The sequence below is a fragment of the Synechococcus sp. WC10meta genome, assembly GCF_047461475.1.
Genome location: NZ_JANSHF010000011.1, coordinates 40,904 through 54,349, shown reverse-complemented (window position 1 = coordinate 54,349; position 13,446 = coordinate 40,904). Strand labels below are relative to the sequence as shown.

The window sequence follows — 13,446 nt, the reverse complement described above, 5'->3', positions numbered from 1 at the left end:
TGCGTCGCATGGCTAAGAAACTGGTGGCAGTAGTCAAGCTGGCCATCCAGGCGGGCAAAGCCACCCCCGCCCCCCCCATTGGCCCCGCCTTGGGTCAGCACGGGGTCAACATCATGGCCTTTTGCAAGGAGTACAATGCCAGAACGGCGGATCAGGCGGGCATGGTGGTGCCGGTCGAGATCTCCATCTACGACGATCGCAGCTTCACCTTTGTCCTCAAGACGCCGCCAGCCTCGGTGCTGATCAAGAAAGCCCTTGGCATTGAGTCAGGCTCCAGCGAGCCCCACAAAGTCAAGGTGGGATCCCTGACCCGCGCCCAACTCCGCCAGATTGCCGAGCAGAAGCTGCCAGATTTGAATACCAACGATGTGGAGGCGGCGATGAGAATCATTGCCGGCACTGCCCGGAGCATGGGAGTGACGATAGTTGACTAGGGCTCTGCTAGCCCAGCTTGTTTGTCGTTTTGGGGGAGAGAAGTTCTCGCCAGAACCCCGAGGAGAAGTTATGGCTCGAAAACTGTCCAAACGCATGCAGGCTTTGCGGGAGAAGATCAAGCCCATCCCCTATCCCCCCGCAGAAGCCATTGCCCTCATGAAGGAGACAGCCACTGCCAAATTTGACGAGGCGGCTGAGGTTCACATTCGCCTGGGGATCGATCCCAAATATGCTGACCAGCAGCTGCGCTCTACGGTGGTTTTGCCGCGCGGCACCGGGCAAGAAATTCGAGTAGCGGTAATTGCCCGCGGCGAAAAGGTGGTGGAAGCCCAGAATGCTGGGGCTGACCGAGTGGGGTTTGAGGATCTCATCGAGGAAATCAGCAAGGGCGTGATCGACTTCGACCTGCTGATTGCCACTCCCGATGTGATGCCCCAGGTGGCCAAGCTGGGGCGCCTGTTGGGGCCGCGCGGCCTGATGCCCTCTCCCAAGGGGGGAACGGTTACCATGGATCTGGCCCAGGCAATTAAGGAGTTCAAGGCCGGCAAGCTGGAGTACCGGGCGGACAAAACTGGCATTGTCCATTTAATCTTCGGCAAGTGTCAGTTTCCGGTTGAGGCGCTGCTGGAAAACCTAAAGGCGGTGCAGGAGTCGATTGACCGCAACCGTCCCCCTGGGGCAAAGGGCAAGTACTGGCGAACTATGCATATTTGTGCTACGATGGGCCCTTCTATTGAAGTTGACGTTAATGCCCTGCGGGAGTTAAAGTTGGTTGCCTAGGTCTGGCGTAATAAGGTAAGTTGACTAGGGCAAATTTTGGCCAGGGAGGGAGCCAAACGGGAAACCTTTCCACAGTTGAAATAGAGAGCCGAAGACAGCAGGCGCCAAGTGGCTTAATCTCCTGCCGAGGCTTGGGTAGAGTGGGAAAAATTCCCGAAGCTTATGCTTGCCCAAATGCGTCTCGGCGGAGGCTGGGGCGCATTCCTTTTGCAGTGGCAACCACATTACAGACAATCGAGGAGGTGAGCGCGTGGGCAAGCAATCCTTAGCAAAGAAAGCAGAGGTAGTCGATGAGGTTCGATCCCTGTTGCAAGCTAGCCAAATGGTGCTGGTCATCGACTACAAAGGTCTAACCGTTGCTGAGATGAACCAGCTGCGGGCGGAGCTGCGCAAAGCAGACGCCGTCTGTATGGTGGTTAAAAATACCCTGATGCGGCGGGCCGTTGCTGACCTTAAGGCTTGGGCAGGGATCCTGCCTTTCTTGTCCGGGCCAACGGCTTTTATCCTGATCCGGGGCAATATCGCGGCGGCCCTGAAGGCGTATCAAGACTTTGCCCGGCAAACCAAGAAGACTGAGTTTCGCGGTGCTGCCGCTGAGGGGCTGTCTCTGACCTTGGATCAGGCCAAGGCCATTGCTGACCTGCCGCCTAAGGAGGTGCTCCTGGCCCAAGTGGCAGGCAGCCTTAAGCTAGTAGCCACCCGACTGGCGGTTGGGCTCAATGCTGTGCCTAGCCAGGTGGCCCGCGGTATCCACGAGATCCCGGCCTCGCTGGCGCGGGCTGTGCGAGCCATTGCCGACAAGGAGGCGGCCTGAAGGCAGCCGCTTCGAGGGGCCAACGGCCCTCTTCCACCCTATTGCTTGTTTACCCAAGGAGACACAACCATGGCTTCAGAGCGTGTTCAAAGCATCCTGGAAGAGCTGAAGACCTTGACTTTGTTGGAAGCTGCCGAGCTGGTGAAAGCCATTGAAGAGACCTTTGGCGTCAGTGCAGCTGCACCGGTAGGCGGCATGGTCATGGCTGCTCCCGTGGCGGCAGCAGCGGCATCGGCACCAGCAGCGCCGGCTGAGCCGGTAGAGGAGCAAACGGCTTTTGATGTCATTCTCGAGGCTGTTCCTGCCGACAAGAAGATTGCCGTTCTTAAGGTGGTGCGCGAGCTAACCGGCTTAGGCCTAAAGGATGCCAAGGATCTCGTGGAAGCTGCTCCCAAAGCAGTTAAGGAGGGAGTCTCCAAGGAGGAGGCCAACGAGATCAAGAAAAAGCTGGAAGAGGCCGGCGCCACGGTTAAGATCAAGTAGTCGGAGGTGGGGAAGAGGCGTTTTTTTCCCTGCTCTCTGCCGAAGCTGCAAAAGAGGGGAGGGGCGGTTTGCCCCTCTTTTTGGCTAGTTTCTACCCCTCAAAACGGGTTGCCGGGGGGCTCGCGGGGGCTGCAACTTCGACCAGCGCTCATCGCCGGATGGGGAAAGAGCCCTCGTCAGGAGGTCGGAAACCATTACAATGGGTTACGGACGTTTGCCACCACCCCCCATGGACTTCGGAGTCGGATTTCTCTCCAACAATGTCATGCTGCCGATCCTGGATTTTTTCTACGGGATCGTGCCCAGCTATGGTCTGGCCATCATCTTTCTGACATTGGTGATCCGCTTTGCCCTCTACCCCCTCAATGCCGGGTCCATCCGCAACATGCGGCGCATGAAAGTCATTAGCCCGGTGATGCAGCGGCGGATGCGAGAGATCCAGGAGAGGTACCGCGACGACCCGCAAAAGCTGCGCGAGGCCCAGGCCAAACTCTACAGCGAACTAGGGGTTAACCCGCTTGGGGGGTGCCTGCCGCTGCTTATTCAAATGCCAGTGCTGTTTGCGCTCTTTGCCACGCTGCGGGGATCCCCTTTTGCGGCGGTAACCTACGACGTCAACCTGCAGATCTTGCCAGCAGAGGTGGCGGCTGAGGTGGTACCCACTCCCTACGTCAGCTCCAGCAAGAACATCTTCGTCGCCGACTCAGTCCACAAGCCGGTGGTGCTGGTGGTGCCTAAGGGTACCAAGGTTGCCGTAGGGGAGCAGGTGCAGTGGATGCTGCAAGGGCCAGGGGGCAAACCCTTCGAGCAACTGGTAACAGAAGCGGGGGGAGACCCCAAGCTGTTGCAGCCAACTTGGAGGATTGTCAAGGGAGAGGAGCGGGTCCAGCTCCAGCCCGATGGCACCTTGCTGGCCCTGCAGCCGGGGGAGGTAGCGCTGCAGGTCTCGATTCCAGGCTTGGCCTCAGATACCGGCTTTCTGTTTATTGATAAGCTGGGCCGCGTTGGCGCTTTTGACCCCGATGGAACCATCCACTGGGATATCATCGCCATGGTCGCCCTCTTTGGCCTTTCCATCTACCTCAACCAGGCCCTGACCAATACCGGCCAGGAGGATCCCAGCCAGAGCTCGATGGCCCGCATTACCCCGGTGCTGTTTTCGGCGATGTTTCTATTTTTCCCCTTGCCGGCTGGGGTTTTGCTCTATATCCTCGTCTCCAGCATTTTCCAGACGCTGCAGACCTTCTTGCTCTCGCGAGAGCCTTTGCCAGAGAGCCTGCAGCAGTTGGTGGAAGAGGAACGGCGCCGTGCTGCCCAGGTCAGTAAGGAGGTAGACCGAGCAGTAAAACCCAAAGCCGCTGGGGGAGCTCGGGAATCTTTGCCCTTTGAGCCCTAAGCAGTCCTCTGGCCGCTGGGTGGGTGGGCTTGCAGTTAACTGGTTGATAGTCTTTCAGCAGTTGGAAGCTGTTGGGATGAGCCACCCTGAGTCTTCTACAGGTTCCCCAAGGGGAGCCGCCGCTAAGAAATCCCACCCGCAGTTTGAAGAGACCGCTGCTCCTTTCCAAGCTAAGCTTTCTCCCGCCGAGCAGCGAGAACGGGCTAGAGAGTGGTTGCAGCAGGTGCTATCGGCCATGGGGATACCGGCAGCAGTGCGGGTAGTGGGCGAGGTGATTGAAATTGAGGCCAGTTCTCTCACGCCTGTGCAAAAGCAAGTCTTGCTTTCCAAAGTGCCCCCAGGGCCCGTCCCCAAGGAGACTAAAGTTGACGAAGAGCGTACCCCAGTAGTGCTGGATGCTTTGCAATATCTGGCCAACACCCTTCTCAACCTCAACCAGCCAGAAGACCAGCAACAACCCTATATCTTGGACTTAGACGGCTATCGAGAGCGCCGCTTGCAGGAGTTGAAGGCTTTGGTGGCTACGGCGGTGGAGAAAGTGAGAGCAAGTGGTCGGGAGTACGAGTTTCCCGAGCACCTTTCGGCTGCCGACCGGCGGCAAATCCACACGCTCCTCAAAGACCCTGCCTATGCTGACCTAGAAACCTTTAGCCGAGGTAAAGAGCCGGATCGCCGCTTGGTCATCCGCCGGGCTCCGCGCCGGGGTAAGTGAGGGCGCAGCTAAGGGACCCCAACTGTCTGGAGGGAAATGGGGCTATGCTGAAGCCAATTCGTCTATCCGAGCTGCGGCAGCTGCCTGGCCAAACCCAGGAGGTACGGTTTCGGCAGTTTTTTGCTGGCTTTGAGAGCCTGACACCGGTGGAGGGATCCCTGCGGGCCAGCCACCGAGGACACTTTGTTGAGGTAAAGGCCCAGGCCCGCACCATCGTGACTCTCACTTGTCACCGCTGCTTGCAGCAGTTTAACCACCGGCTGGAGCTAGATGTTGAGGAGATCATTCTCATTCGCGAGCCCAACTCTGGCCCTCCACCCCTGGAGCTGGAACTGAAGGAGGAAGAGGATCTGCTGGAAAGCTTGCCCCCCAACGGTGAGCTGGATGTGGAGGACTTGATGCGCCAGTACCTGCATTTGGAGATGCCCACCCAGTTGCCCTGTCGCCCCGATTGCCTAGGTATTGTGGTGGAATCGGCTGCGCCGGCAGGGGATCCCCGCTGGGCGCCGCTGGCAGCTCTTCTCAAAGAGATCTCCTAGAAATACCGCTTCATTTGGATCCGAAAGCGGCCTTTTTTCGTCTCAACCACCTCTTCAATTTGCAGCCGACCCCGACCGCGGATGGCAATCCAATCCTGAGGGCTAAGGAGGTAGCTGGCTTGGGTAACTGGCTTCCAGTTGACTCGTACTTCTCCCCGCTGGATCTCTTCCACCATTTTGCTGCGGGAGATGCCGAATCCGGCTGAAGCCACTGCGTCCAAGCGCAAAGAGGCTTCCACACTGGTAATGGACTTTACCCGCGGCGGCTGCACCTTTAATTGGTTGAGAGGGATGGAGCTAACCTTGACCGGCACACTGCGCACTTGCTTCAGGTTGAGGCTGAGATAGTCCACCAGTTCAGGTACCACGATAGCCTGCGCGCCTGCTTCTCCAACTGCGAGAATGTCTCCTACCTTTTCGCCGGCAATTCCTGTTGCTAGAAGGGCTTCTAAAAAGTCGCCGTGAGTAGCTGGGTCGAAGAGAAAGTTCCCCTGAATTTCAATAGCCGCTAGCGGGATCCCTGGTGCCTCCACACCAACCTCGGGGCGAGCCAGGGCCAGGCGCTGGCGCTCTGCCTGGGCATAGCCTCCCCAGGCCACCACCTGCAGTTCGGCTAGCTTGTTCAATCGGCTTTGGACGGCGGCAATCTCCGGCGGCGAGAGAAAATCGCTGTAGACCACCTGCCAAGTTTTCAGGGCCTGCTCTCCTAGGTCTAGGATGCGCGCCAAGGTTTCTCGATACTCCGCTCCCTTCAGTAGTTCGGCTCTGGGCAACATGGTGGGGCGCTTCAACCCTTGCGGCTCTGTTCCGCTTGCTACATGCTAAGCTGGATTAGGGTCCTGGCGGGCGTAGCCAAGTGGTTAAGGCAGAGGATTGTGGTTCCTCCACTCGTGGGTTCGAATCCCATCGTCCGCCCTCTCTACTCGCAGCTTAAGACCAGCGTGCCTACGGCGTCGATGCTGCCGGTCCAACCGGCTTCAATCACCACGGTAGCCTCCGGCATCTCCACAATTGCCGGCCCGCACAGTTGAAACCCCACCCCCATGTACCGCCGATTGTAGACGGGCACCGGCCGCATCCGGCCCCCAAACCAGGCCTCTCGTTTCCCCTGGAGGGGATCCCCCGGCAAGGGTGGGGGGGCCTGCAGAGGGACACAAGGCAAGGCCTGCACCGCCCGTAGGCGCAACTGGATCACCTCCACCTCTTGGTCAGGATCCTGCCAGCCGTAGCGCTGGCGGTGGGCTTGGTGAAACCGCTGCTCGAGGCGGGAAACTGGATCCGACAACTGGGCCGGGATCTCCAGCTCAAAGGACTGGCCGCGGTAGCGCAGATCCAGACTCAAGGAGAGCTCCGGCTCTTGCAGGTCGGCTTGTGCCTGGCGGATGAGGGGCTCAGCCCACTGAGCCAGAAGGGATCCTTCTCCCTCCCCCTCTAGCTGCCGCAGCGGCTGCAGGACGGCCCGCCGGTAGTCCCGCCGCAGATCGGCCAAAGCCATGCCCAGCGCCGAGAGGACACCGGCAAAGGCCGGGATCAAGATGCGGCGGATCCCCAGCTCTTCTGCTAAAGCACAGGCATGCATGGGCCCAGCTCCGCCAAAGGCCAGCAGGGCAAAATGGGCGGGATCCAAGCCTCGCTCCACGCTGATGACCCGCAAAGCCCGTGCCATGGCCACATTGGCTAGGGTGCGAATGCCAACGGCCGTCTCCTCCAAACTCAAGCCCAAGGGCTCCGCGAGCGTTCTGAGGGCCTGGCCAGCCAAGTCTCGCCGTAGGCAAACGGCATCCCCCAGCCAGCCCCCGTCCGGCAGGTAGCCCAGCCAGAGGTTGGCATCGGTTACCGTGGGAGCCGTTCCCCCCCGACCGTAGCAGGCCGGCCCAGGGTTGGAGCCGGCACTTTCCGGCCCCACCTGCAGCCCGCCCCCGGGTAGCAGGGAGGCCAGGGATCCGCCCCCAGCACTGACCGTGTGGATGTCGATCTGGGGCTGCTGCACCGGCAGGCCGCACACTACCGCTGACGGGGTAACCTGGGGGATGCCGTCCTGAATGAGGGCCACATCAGTGCTGGTTCCTCCCATGTCCAGGCTAAGCAGATGGGAGTAGCCACTCAGCCGGCCCAGGTAGGCCGCTCCGTAAACGCCGCCCGCCGGCCCCGAAAGCAGCGCTACCGAGGCGTGGGCTGCTGCCTGGGCAAGGGAAGTGACGCCGCCGGAGGATTGCATGATCAGGGGTTCGGGGATCCCTCGCTGCCGGCAGCCCTGGGCCAAGCGGTGGAGGTAGCCCGCCAGTGCTGGGCTGAGGTAGGCATCAATGGCCGTGGTGCTGAAGCGCTCGTATTCCCGAAACTCTGGCGCCACCTCGCAGGAGAGGGAAACATGCAAGCTGGGAAAGGCCTGTCGCAAAGCCGCCCCCAAGCGCTGCTCATGCTCTGGGTAGAGGAAAGAAAACAGAAACCCCACCCCCACGGCGCGGATTCCATCCCGCTGTACCCGCTCCCCCACTTCCCGGACTACGCGCTGGATCTCCTCCTCAGTTAGCGGCTCGACCACGCCACTGGCGCTGCAGCGCTCCTTCACCTCCAGGCAGTGGTGGCGGGGCACCACCGGCTCTGGCTTGGGCTGGGTGAGGTCGTAAAGGGAAGGACGGTTTTGGCGGCCAATGGCCAGCACATCCCGAAAGCCCGCCGTGGTCAAAAAGAGAGTGGGGGATCCCTTGCGCTCCAGGAGGGCGTTGGTGGCCACGGTCATGCCATGGCAGAACACGTCCACCTCAACTGGGCCCAGCTTGTCCAGGGCAGCGAAGACCCCCTCTTCCGGGCTAGGGGTGGAGAGGACCTTGGCCGTCCGGATCTGGCCCTCCTGCAGCAGCACTAGATCGGTAAAAGTGCCTCCCACATCGATCCCCAGGCGGGTCGGGATCCCTCGTTGGCTGCCGACAGTGGACATGACTCGTGGGCGCAGGCTAACCCCTCCCTAGCTCTTTGACTCGGCTTCCAGGGCCTGTTCTTGCTGCACAAGCTGACGGAAGGCCGGCTCGTCCAAGCGGTAGTCCCGCTGCTCGATGAGATCCCGGTCAGTAGAGTAGATGGTGTCCGCTTCCTGCACCACCTCCTGGCGGCGGAAGTGGCGGGCAAAGTCAAGCTTGCGCCGCAGCACCTCCGAGGGACGCTGCAGTTGCTCTTGCCAAAACCGCCGAATGCGATTGCGGCGCTCCACTCCCTGGTTGCGGAATTGCAAGGTCAACCAACGCACCGTGGGCACTGCCAAAAACAGCGTGCCGTAGAGGAAGAGGAATCCAATCAGCGGGTAGATAACCGCCAAAAAGGCATTGCTCCCAGCGGCAGCGGCCACCTCCTCCCGCGCCCCATAGAGAATGGCCGCCAAGAAGAAATTGAGCACACCCAAGCCGGCGGCTAGGGCCAGCTGCCCAGGGGTGGCGCGGCTAAACACCCAAGGTTTTTCTTGCAACACCTCGGGAAGCCGCTGCCGTGGGCCTTCGGCGGCCGTTACCTGCAGCTCTGGAAAGCGATAGACGATATCTCCCTCCTCGCTTACCTCCGGCTGGCCGTCAAACTTGAGCAAAATGGGCAGCATGTAGTCTTCGTACTCCAGGGCAGGGGCTCCCGGCTCCACATCCAAGTAGGGCAACACCTGCTCGGCGGCAATGACTCCCCCATTGGCGCGGATGAGCTGGCCAATGAGGGCATAGCGTTCTTCTTCCAGGTTGGCATTGGGATCCCCGTCGCCAAACAGGAAGCTGTAGACCGCCTCGAGAAAGTTCATCTCCGCCTTTTCCTGGGGGGGTTGCGCCAGACCAGAATAGCCCCCGTAGGGACTCCAGAAGGGATTGCCTACCCACAGGTCGGGAACGTAGAAGAGCCCCACCCCTCCCGAGCGGCTGCGGCTATCCTCCTCACGGCTGCTCCTACTGCTCTGCAGAGCCATCAGGGCCAGAGTAATGAGGACAATTGACACTACCAGCAGGATGCCAAAGGAAATGCGCAGGCCGTAGAGAAACCCTCCCCAAAGCCGGCGCCGCAGGGCTGCCAGCCGGTCCTGTTGCTCCTTGCGCTGGAGAATGCTGCGAAAGTCGGGCGGGAAAACGTAGGCGATCTCTCCCTGCCGCGAAACCTGAAGATGCCCCCCTGCCTTTTGGGCCAACTGCAGCAACTCTTGCTTGGCCTCCTCTAAGGCCAGGCCTGTGGTGGAGGCGATGTCTCCCAACGTAACCCGCAGGCCCAGCCGCTCTACTGCCTCCATAACCAAAGTCTGTGCCGCCACCGTCAACCTCCGCTTCTGCCTGCTGTTAACCCGCCAGCTCCCTGTTTCCAGTATCTCTCCTGTGCTGGGCATCGGCGAGAGGATTCCCTCTTGGCAGCCGCTAAGCTAGGGCAGCCAGGCCAGGGTTGCCAGCAAGGCCGAGAGGATTCCAATCAACACCCAATTCAGCCGTTGGGTATTCACCGAGGGAGCGGCCTGGGAAGGGAGGGGAGCGGGGGACGTGGGCCGAGATCCCCGCGGGCGAGGGCGTTCATAGACTAGAAGTCGGCTTTCAGGCTTGGCCTCTTCCAGGTGGCTGAGATCGGGGATTTGGATCGACCACTCCGCTGGGCGGCGTAGACGGGGGGCCTGCCAGATGCTCAACACATAGCGCGCCTGCTGGGCAAGCTCGGGATCTGGACTATATAGCAAGCTCTGCACCAGGCGGACGGCCTCCTCGGTTTCTCCAAGCGCCTCCTGGGCTAGGGCTTGCCAGAGCCGCAGCTGGCCTGCCTGGGGATAGCGACCTTGGGCCTGTTTGGCCTCCTCCAAGGCCTGTCGGTATTGTCCCCGCTCAAAGCTGGCTTGAATTCGGGCCAGGTATTGGGGCAAGGGCAAGTCTGGGGCCGGGATCGACTCGGAGTCCACGCAGCCTCCCTAGGTCAGCTTTTGTTCCACCCCAAACCCCACCAGGAGTACCTCCTGCAGCGGCTGGCCTTGAGGTGGGCGCCGGTAGTTGAGGATCTGCCGCAGGCGCAGGCGGGGGTTGAGCAGGGTGATGGTATCTACGGAAACAACGTGGGTGTAGGTGGTGGTCATCACCAGTTGCAGGGATCCCGGATCGAAGCGGAAGTCGGCCACCATGGGCCGCTCTTCCTCATAGGCGCGATCGCGCAGGTAGTCGCCTTCCAGCCCGCGGGGGCCCTCTCGCCGGGGCACAAACAACATGTTTAGCTCTTGCCCGACCTCCTCCCCCTTTTCGGAGACAGTCTCAAAGGCAAGGTGAAAGCCCAGGAAGCCGTCGACGCCGTGGTTGGGGTAGTTGTTGTCGGCCAGGACCTTCTCCTTGAGCTCAGGAGTGAGGGTGCGAATGGTGAACTCGGTGCGCGAGCGCTCCACCTCCCCTCGATCCAGGTAGTGATAGGTACGCTCGGTGTGCCAGGCGCCAATACAGCAGTTGAAGAAGTGGTGAAACTGTTGGAGGGCGTTCATGCCAAAGGGCTCGAGAGCAGGGCTGAGTTGACACCAAGCCCGATCCTAAACCGAATCGAAGACAAACAGGCACCCCAATCCCTGCAGCAGATGCCTCAGGTGGGGATCCCCTGGGCCACGGACAAAGTTGCCCCCAGCAGTTCCAGAGCCCGCTGCAACTGGCGATCCTCAGGGCCGCCCAGGGTTTCTGCCGTTAGGGGAACGGGGCCCTCGCCCACCACCACATCGGGCTGGATCCCTTGGCGGTGAATGTCGCGGCCGTTGGGGGTGAGGTATTTGGCAGTCGTCACGGCCAGCCCTGAGCCATCTGCCAGCTCCAGCAGGGATTGGATCAGCCCCTTGCCGAAGGTGCGCGTTCCCACCAGTTGCGCCCGCCCGCTGTCCTGCAATGCCCCCGCCAAGACTTCGCTGGCGCTGGCACTGCCTTGATTGACCAAAACCACTAGCGGCGCCTGGGTGAGAATTTCGCCGGTGGCAGGAATGCCTTCTAGAATGCCGTGGCGATCCTTCACCAGCACGATGTTGCCCTTGGGGATCCAAAAGCGGGCAATCTCAATGGCCGCCTGCAGCAGTCCTCCGGGGTTGTTGCGCAGATCCAGGAGGTAGCCCCGCACCCCTCGGGCTTCTGCCGCCTGGATAGCCTGGCGCACTTGAGTGGCTGCATTGCCGTTGAACTGGCTGAGGCGGATGTAGGCCACTAGTCCTTGGGGCAGCTCAAAGAAAGCCGTGCGCACCGGGTTAATGAGGATTGACTGCCGCACCAGCTCCACCTCCCAGATGCGCCCCTGCCGCCTTAGCCGCAGGCTAACGGTTGTACCGCTAGGGCCGCGCATGCGCTCTGCCACCTCGTCCAAGCTCAGCCCCGCCACTGGCACCTGATCCACCGCCAAGATCTCATCCTGGGGCTGGATCCCGGCCCGCTCGGCAGGGGTGCCCTCCATGGGAGCAATAACCCGCACCGCCCCCTGCTCGTCGATGGCAATCTGCAGGCCAACACCGCTCAGCTCGCCGGCAGTAGAGGTCTGCAGACTGAGGTAGTGCTCCCGATCCAAAAAGCGGGTGTAGGGATCCCCCAGGGTGGCCAACATCTCTTCAATGGCCCGATAGGTTTCCTGACGATTCTTCAAGGGCCGCGCCAGAAAACGCTGCCGCACCTGCCACCAGTTTTGTCCGTTAAACCCCGGATCCACGTAGGCCCGATCCACATAGGCCCAAGCCTGGGCCAGCAGTTGCTGCTCTTCTCCCCAGCGGCTGGCCTGAGCTTGGTAGGCATCAGTGCCTAAACTTGCCCAGAGCAGGCACCCCAGCAGCAGAATGCGGAGAACCCAGCGGATCCCCCACTCTTTCTTCTTTGGCTTTGGCGCAACCATAGACGGCAAGACGCTAAGAAAAGTTAACGTATATGAACAAGACGCAATATCGAAACCTGTTTTGCCAGCGAGAATGCGGATTCCTGCCCCCGAGCTGAGCCTAACTTAAGGAAGTCGTTAACAAATTGTGTTACAGTGCTGGTTGAGGTGGGGCTGTCCTCCACCGTGGAGTGACTTTCTCCCGCCGGGGAGATACCGAGAAATTGGAAAGAAAGGTACCATGGGCAAAGTTTACGATTGGCTAGACGAGCGGCTAGAGATTACGCCCTTCGTCGACGACGCAACCGGAAAATTCATCCCGCCGCACGTTAACATCTTCTATTGCCTTGGCGGCATCACGCTGGTGTGCTTTCTCATTCAGTTTGCCACCGGCTTTGCCATGACGTTTTACTACCGTCCGACGGTGGCCGAGGCCTTTGAGTCGGTCAACTACATCATGACCCAGGTCAACTTCGGCTGGCTGCTGCGCTCCATCCACCGCTGGAGCGCCTCCATGATGGTGTTGATGATGATTCTGCACACCTTCCGGGTTTACCTGACCGGTGGGTTTAAAAAGCCCCGCGAGCTGACCTGGGTCACCGGCGTGATCTTGGCGGTGCTGACGGTTTCTTTCGGGGTTACGGGCTACTCTCTGCCCTGGGATCAGGTGGGCTACTGGGCAGTCAAGATCGTCTCGGGAGTGCCCAGCGCTATCCCAGTGGTGGGTGATGCCCTGGTTCAGCTTATCCGCGGTGGCGAGGCTGTTGGCCAAGCTACCCTTACTCGTTTCTACAGCTTGCACACCTTTGTCCTGCCTTGGCTGACGGCGGTCTTCATGACCATGCACTTTTTGATGATCCGCCGCCAGGGCATTTCTGGACCCCTGTGATCCAGGGCTGGTTGGATCCCCTACTTTCCCTTGCTCAACCCTTTTGCCCCAGACAAGGAGAACTGCTATGCCTGTCTCGAAGCAAGCGCTGGCGACTGAGGTTATTACACGCAAAGTTGACCTGGACAACCCCAAAGTTTTGGCCAAGCTGAAGAAGAACATGGGCCACATGACCTACGGGGAGCCCGCTTGGCCCAACGACTTGCTCTTTATGTTCCCGGTGGTCATCCTGGGCACCATTGGGGTGATTGTCGGCCTGGCGGTTATGGATCCCGCGGGTGTAGGCGAGCCGGCAGATCCCTTTGCCACGCCCCTGGAAATTCTTCCCGAGTGGTACCTCTACCCTGTGTTCCACATTTTGCGCGTTGTTCCCAGTAAGCTGCTGGGCATTGCCCTGATGTTGGCTATTCCCGTGGGCCTTTTGTTTGTGCCTTTCATTGAAAACGTCAACAAGTTCCAGAACCCGCTGCGCCGTCCAGTGGCGACGACGGTGTTTTTGATTGGCACTTTGGTAACCCTGTATCTAGGCATTGGCGCCACTCTGCCGCTGGACAAGTGGGTTACCCTGGGCCTGTTCTAGAG

At 60.3% G+C, this 13,446-nt stretch carries 15 protein-coding genes, 1 tRNA gene and 1 other annotated feature; of the genes, 10 read left to right on the top strand and 6 right to left on the bottom strand.

Annotation, left to right across the window (positions count from 1 at the left end):
* Positions 1 to 8: 8 nt before the first annotated feature.
* From rplK to NW804_RS07255, 7 genes are all read left to right on the top strand, one after another.
* Positions 9 to 434 carry a 50S ribosomal protein L11 gene (rplK, locus tag NW804_RS07285; RefSeq protein ID WP_414396490.1) on the top strand — a complete coding sequence of 142 codons (426 nt, stop codon included), beginning with the start codon at positions 9 to 11 and terminating at the stop codon, positions 432 to 434.
* A gap of 70 nt (positions 435 to 504) precedes the next feature.
* Entirely contained in the window at positions 505 to 1,215 is a 711-nt protein-coding gene (gene rplA, locus NW804_RS07280; RefSeq protein ID WP_414396491.1) for a 50S ribosomal protein L1, read from the top strand.
* Between the two features lie 70 nt (positions 1,216 to 1,285).
* Positions 1,286 to 1,430 (top strand) — a sequence feature (ribosomal protein L10 leader region).
* Positions 1,431 to 1,465: 35 nt separating this feature from the next.
* Positions 1,466 to 2,029: a 50S ribosomal protein L10 gene (gene rplJ / locus NW804_RS07275; RefSeq protein ID WP_414396493.1), complete on the top strand. Its 564-nt coding sequence runs from the start codon at positions 1,466 to 1,468 to the stop codon at positions 2,027 to 2,029.
* A gap of 69 nt (positions 2,030 to 2,098) precedes the next feature.
* Positions 2,099 to 2,512, top strand: a complete 414-nt coding sequence (rplL, locus tag NW804_RS07270; protein WP_414420740.1) for a 50S ribosomal protein L7/L12 — start codon at positions 2,099 to 2,101, stop codon at positions 2,510 to 2,512.
* A gap of 229 nt (positions 2,513 to 2,741) precedes the next feature.
* Positions 2,742 to 3,908, top strand: coding sequence for a membrane protein insertase YidC (yidC, locus tag NW804_RS07265; protein WP_414420739.1), 1,167 nt, complete (start codon positions 2,742 to 2,744; stop codon positions 3,906 to 3,908).
* Between the two features lie 76 nt (positions 3,909 to 3,984).
* Entirely contained in the window at positions 3,985 to 4,620 is a 636-nt protein-coding gene (locus NW804_RS07260; RefSeq protein WP_414420738.1) for a protein jag, read from the top strand.
* Between the two features lie 44 nt (positions 4,621 to 4,664).
* Entirely contained in the window at positions 4,665 to 5,159 is a 495-nt protein-coding gene (locus tag NW804_RS07255) for a YceD family protein (RefSeq protein WP_414423206.1), read from the top strand.
* On the opposite strand, the gene NW804_RS07250 is transcribed toward NW804_RS07255, so the two are convergent.
* A complete protein-coding gene (locus NW804_RS07250; RefSeq protein WP_414423205.1) occupies positions 5,156 to 5,935 on the bottom strand; it encodes a photosystem II S4 domain protein in 780 nt (259 codons plus the stop codon). The two genes, NW804_RS07255 and NW804_RS07250, sit on opposite strands and share 4 nt — an antisense overlap.
* 66 nt (positions 5,936 to 6,001) lie before the next feature.
* Between NW804_RS07250 and NW804_RS07245 the strand changes: the two genes are divergently transcribed.
* A tRNA-His gene (locus NW804_RS07245) sits at positions 6,002 to 6,074 on the top strand.
* A 4-nt stretch (positions 6,075 to 6,078) separates the two neighbouring features.
* Here NW804_RS07245 and NW804_RS07240 read toward each other — a convergent pair.
* The 5 genes from NW804_RS07240 to NW804_RS07220 all read right to left on the bottom strand — a co-directional run bounded on the left by NW804_RS07240 (position 6,079) and on the right by NW804_RS07220 (position 11,996).
* Positions 6,079 to 8,100 carry a hydantoinase/oxoprolinase family protein gene (locus tag NW804_RS07240; RefSeq protein WP_414420735.1) on the bottom strand — a complete coding sequence of 674 codons (2,022 nt, stop codon included), beginning with the start codon at positions 8,098 to 8,100 and terminating at the stop codon, positions 6,079 to 6,081.
* Between the two features lie 27 nt (positions 8,101 to 8,127).
* The gene (locus NW804_RS07235) at positions 8,128 to 9,435 is read right to left on the bottom strand and encodes a hypothetical protein (RefSeq protein WP_414423204.1); all 1,308 of its coding nucleotides are present in this window, start codon (positions 9,433 to 9,435) and stop codon (positions 8,128 to 8,130) included.
* Positions 9,436 to 9,540: 105 nt separating this feature from the next.
* Positions 9,541 to 10,062 (bottom strand): hypothetical protein, encoded by a 522-nt coding sequence (locus NW804_RS07230; RefSeq protein ID WP_414423203.1) that lies wholly within the window; start codon positions 10,060 to 10,062, stop codon positions 9,541 to 9,543.
* A gap of 9 nt (positions 10,063 to 10,071) precedes the next feature.
* Positions 10,072 to 10,626: a phycobiliprotein lyase gene (locus NW804_RS07225; protein WP_414409833.1), complete on the bottom strand. Its 555-nt coding sequence runs from the start codon at positions 10,624 to 10,626 to the stop codon at positions 10,072 to 10,074.
* 95 nt (positions 10,627 to 10,721) lie between these two features.
* The gene (locus NW804_RS07220) at positions 10,722 to 11,996 is read right to left on the bottom strand and encodes a S41 family peptidase (protein ID WP_414423202.1); all 1,275 of its coding nucleotides are present in this window, start codon (positions 11,994 to 11,996) and stop codon (positions 10,722 to 10,724) included.
* A 220-nt stretch (positions 11,997 to 12,216) separates the two neighbouring features.
* On the opposite strand from NW804_RS07220, the gene petB reads away from it, so the two are divergent.
* Both petB and petD read left to right on the top strand, forming a co-directional pair.
* Positions 12,217 to 12,864: a cytochrome b6 gene (gene petB, locus NW804_RS07215; RefSeq protein WP_414396519.1), complete on the top strand. Its 648-nt coding sequence runs from the start codon at positions 12,217 to 12,219 to the stop codon at positions 12,862 to 12,864.
* A gap of 67 nt (positions 12,865 to 12,931) precedes the next feature.
* Complete coding sequence (gene petD / locus NW804_RS07210) at positions 12,932 to 13,444, top strand: cytochrome b6-f complex subunit IV (RefSeq protein ID WP_414405860.1); 513 nt, start codon at positions 12,932 to 12,934, stop codon at positions 13,442 to 13,444.
* Positions 13,445 to 13,446 lie beyond the last annotated feature (2 nt).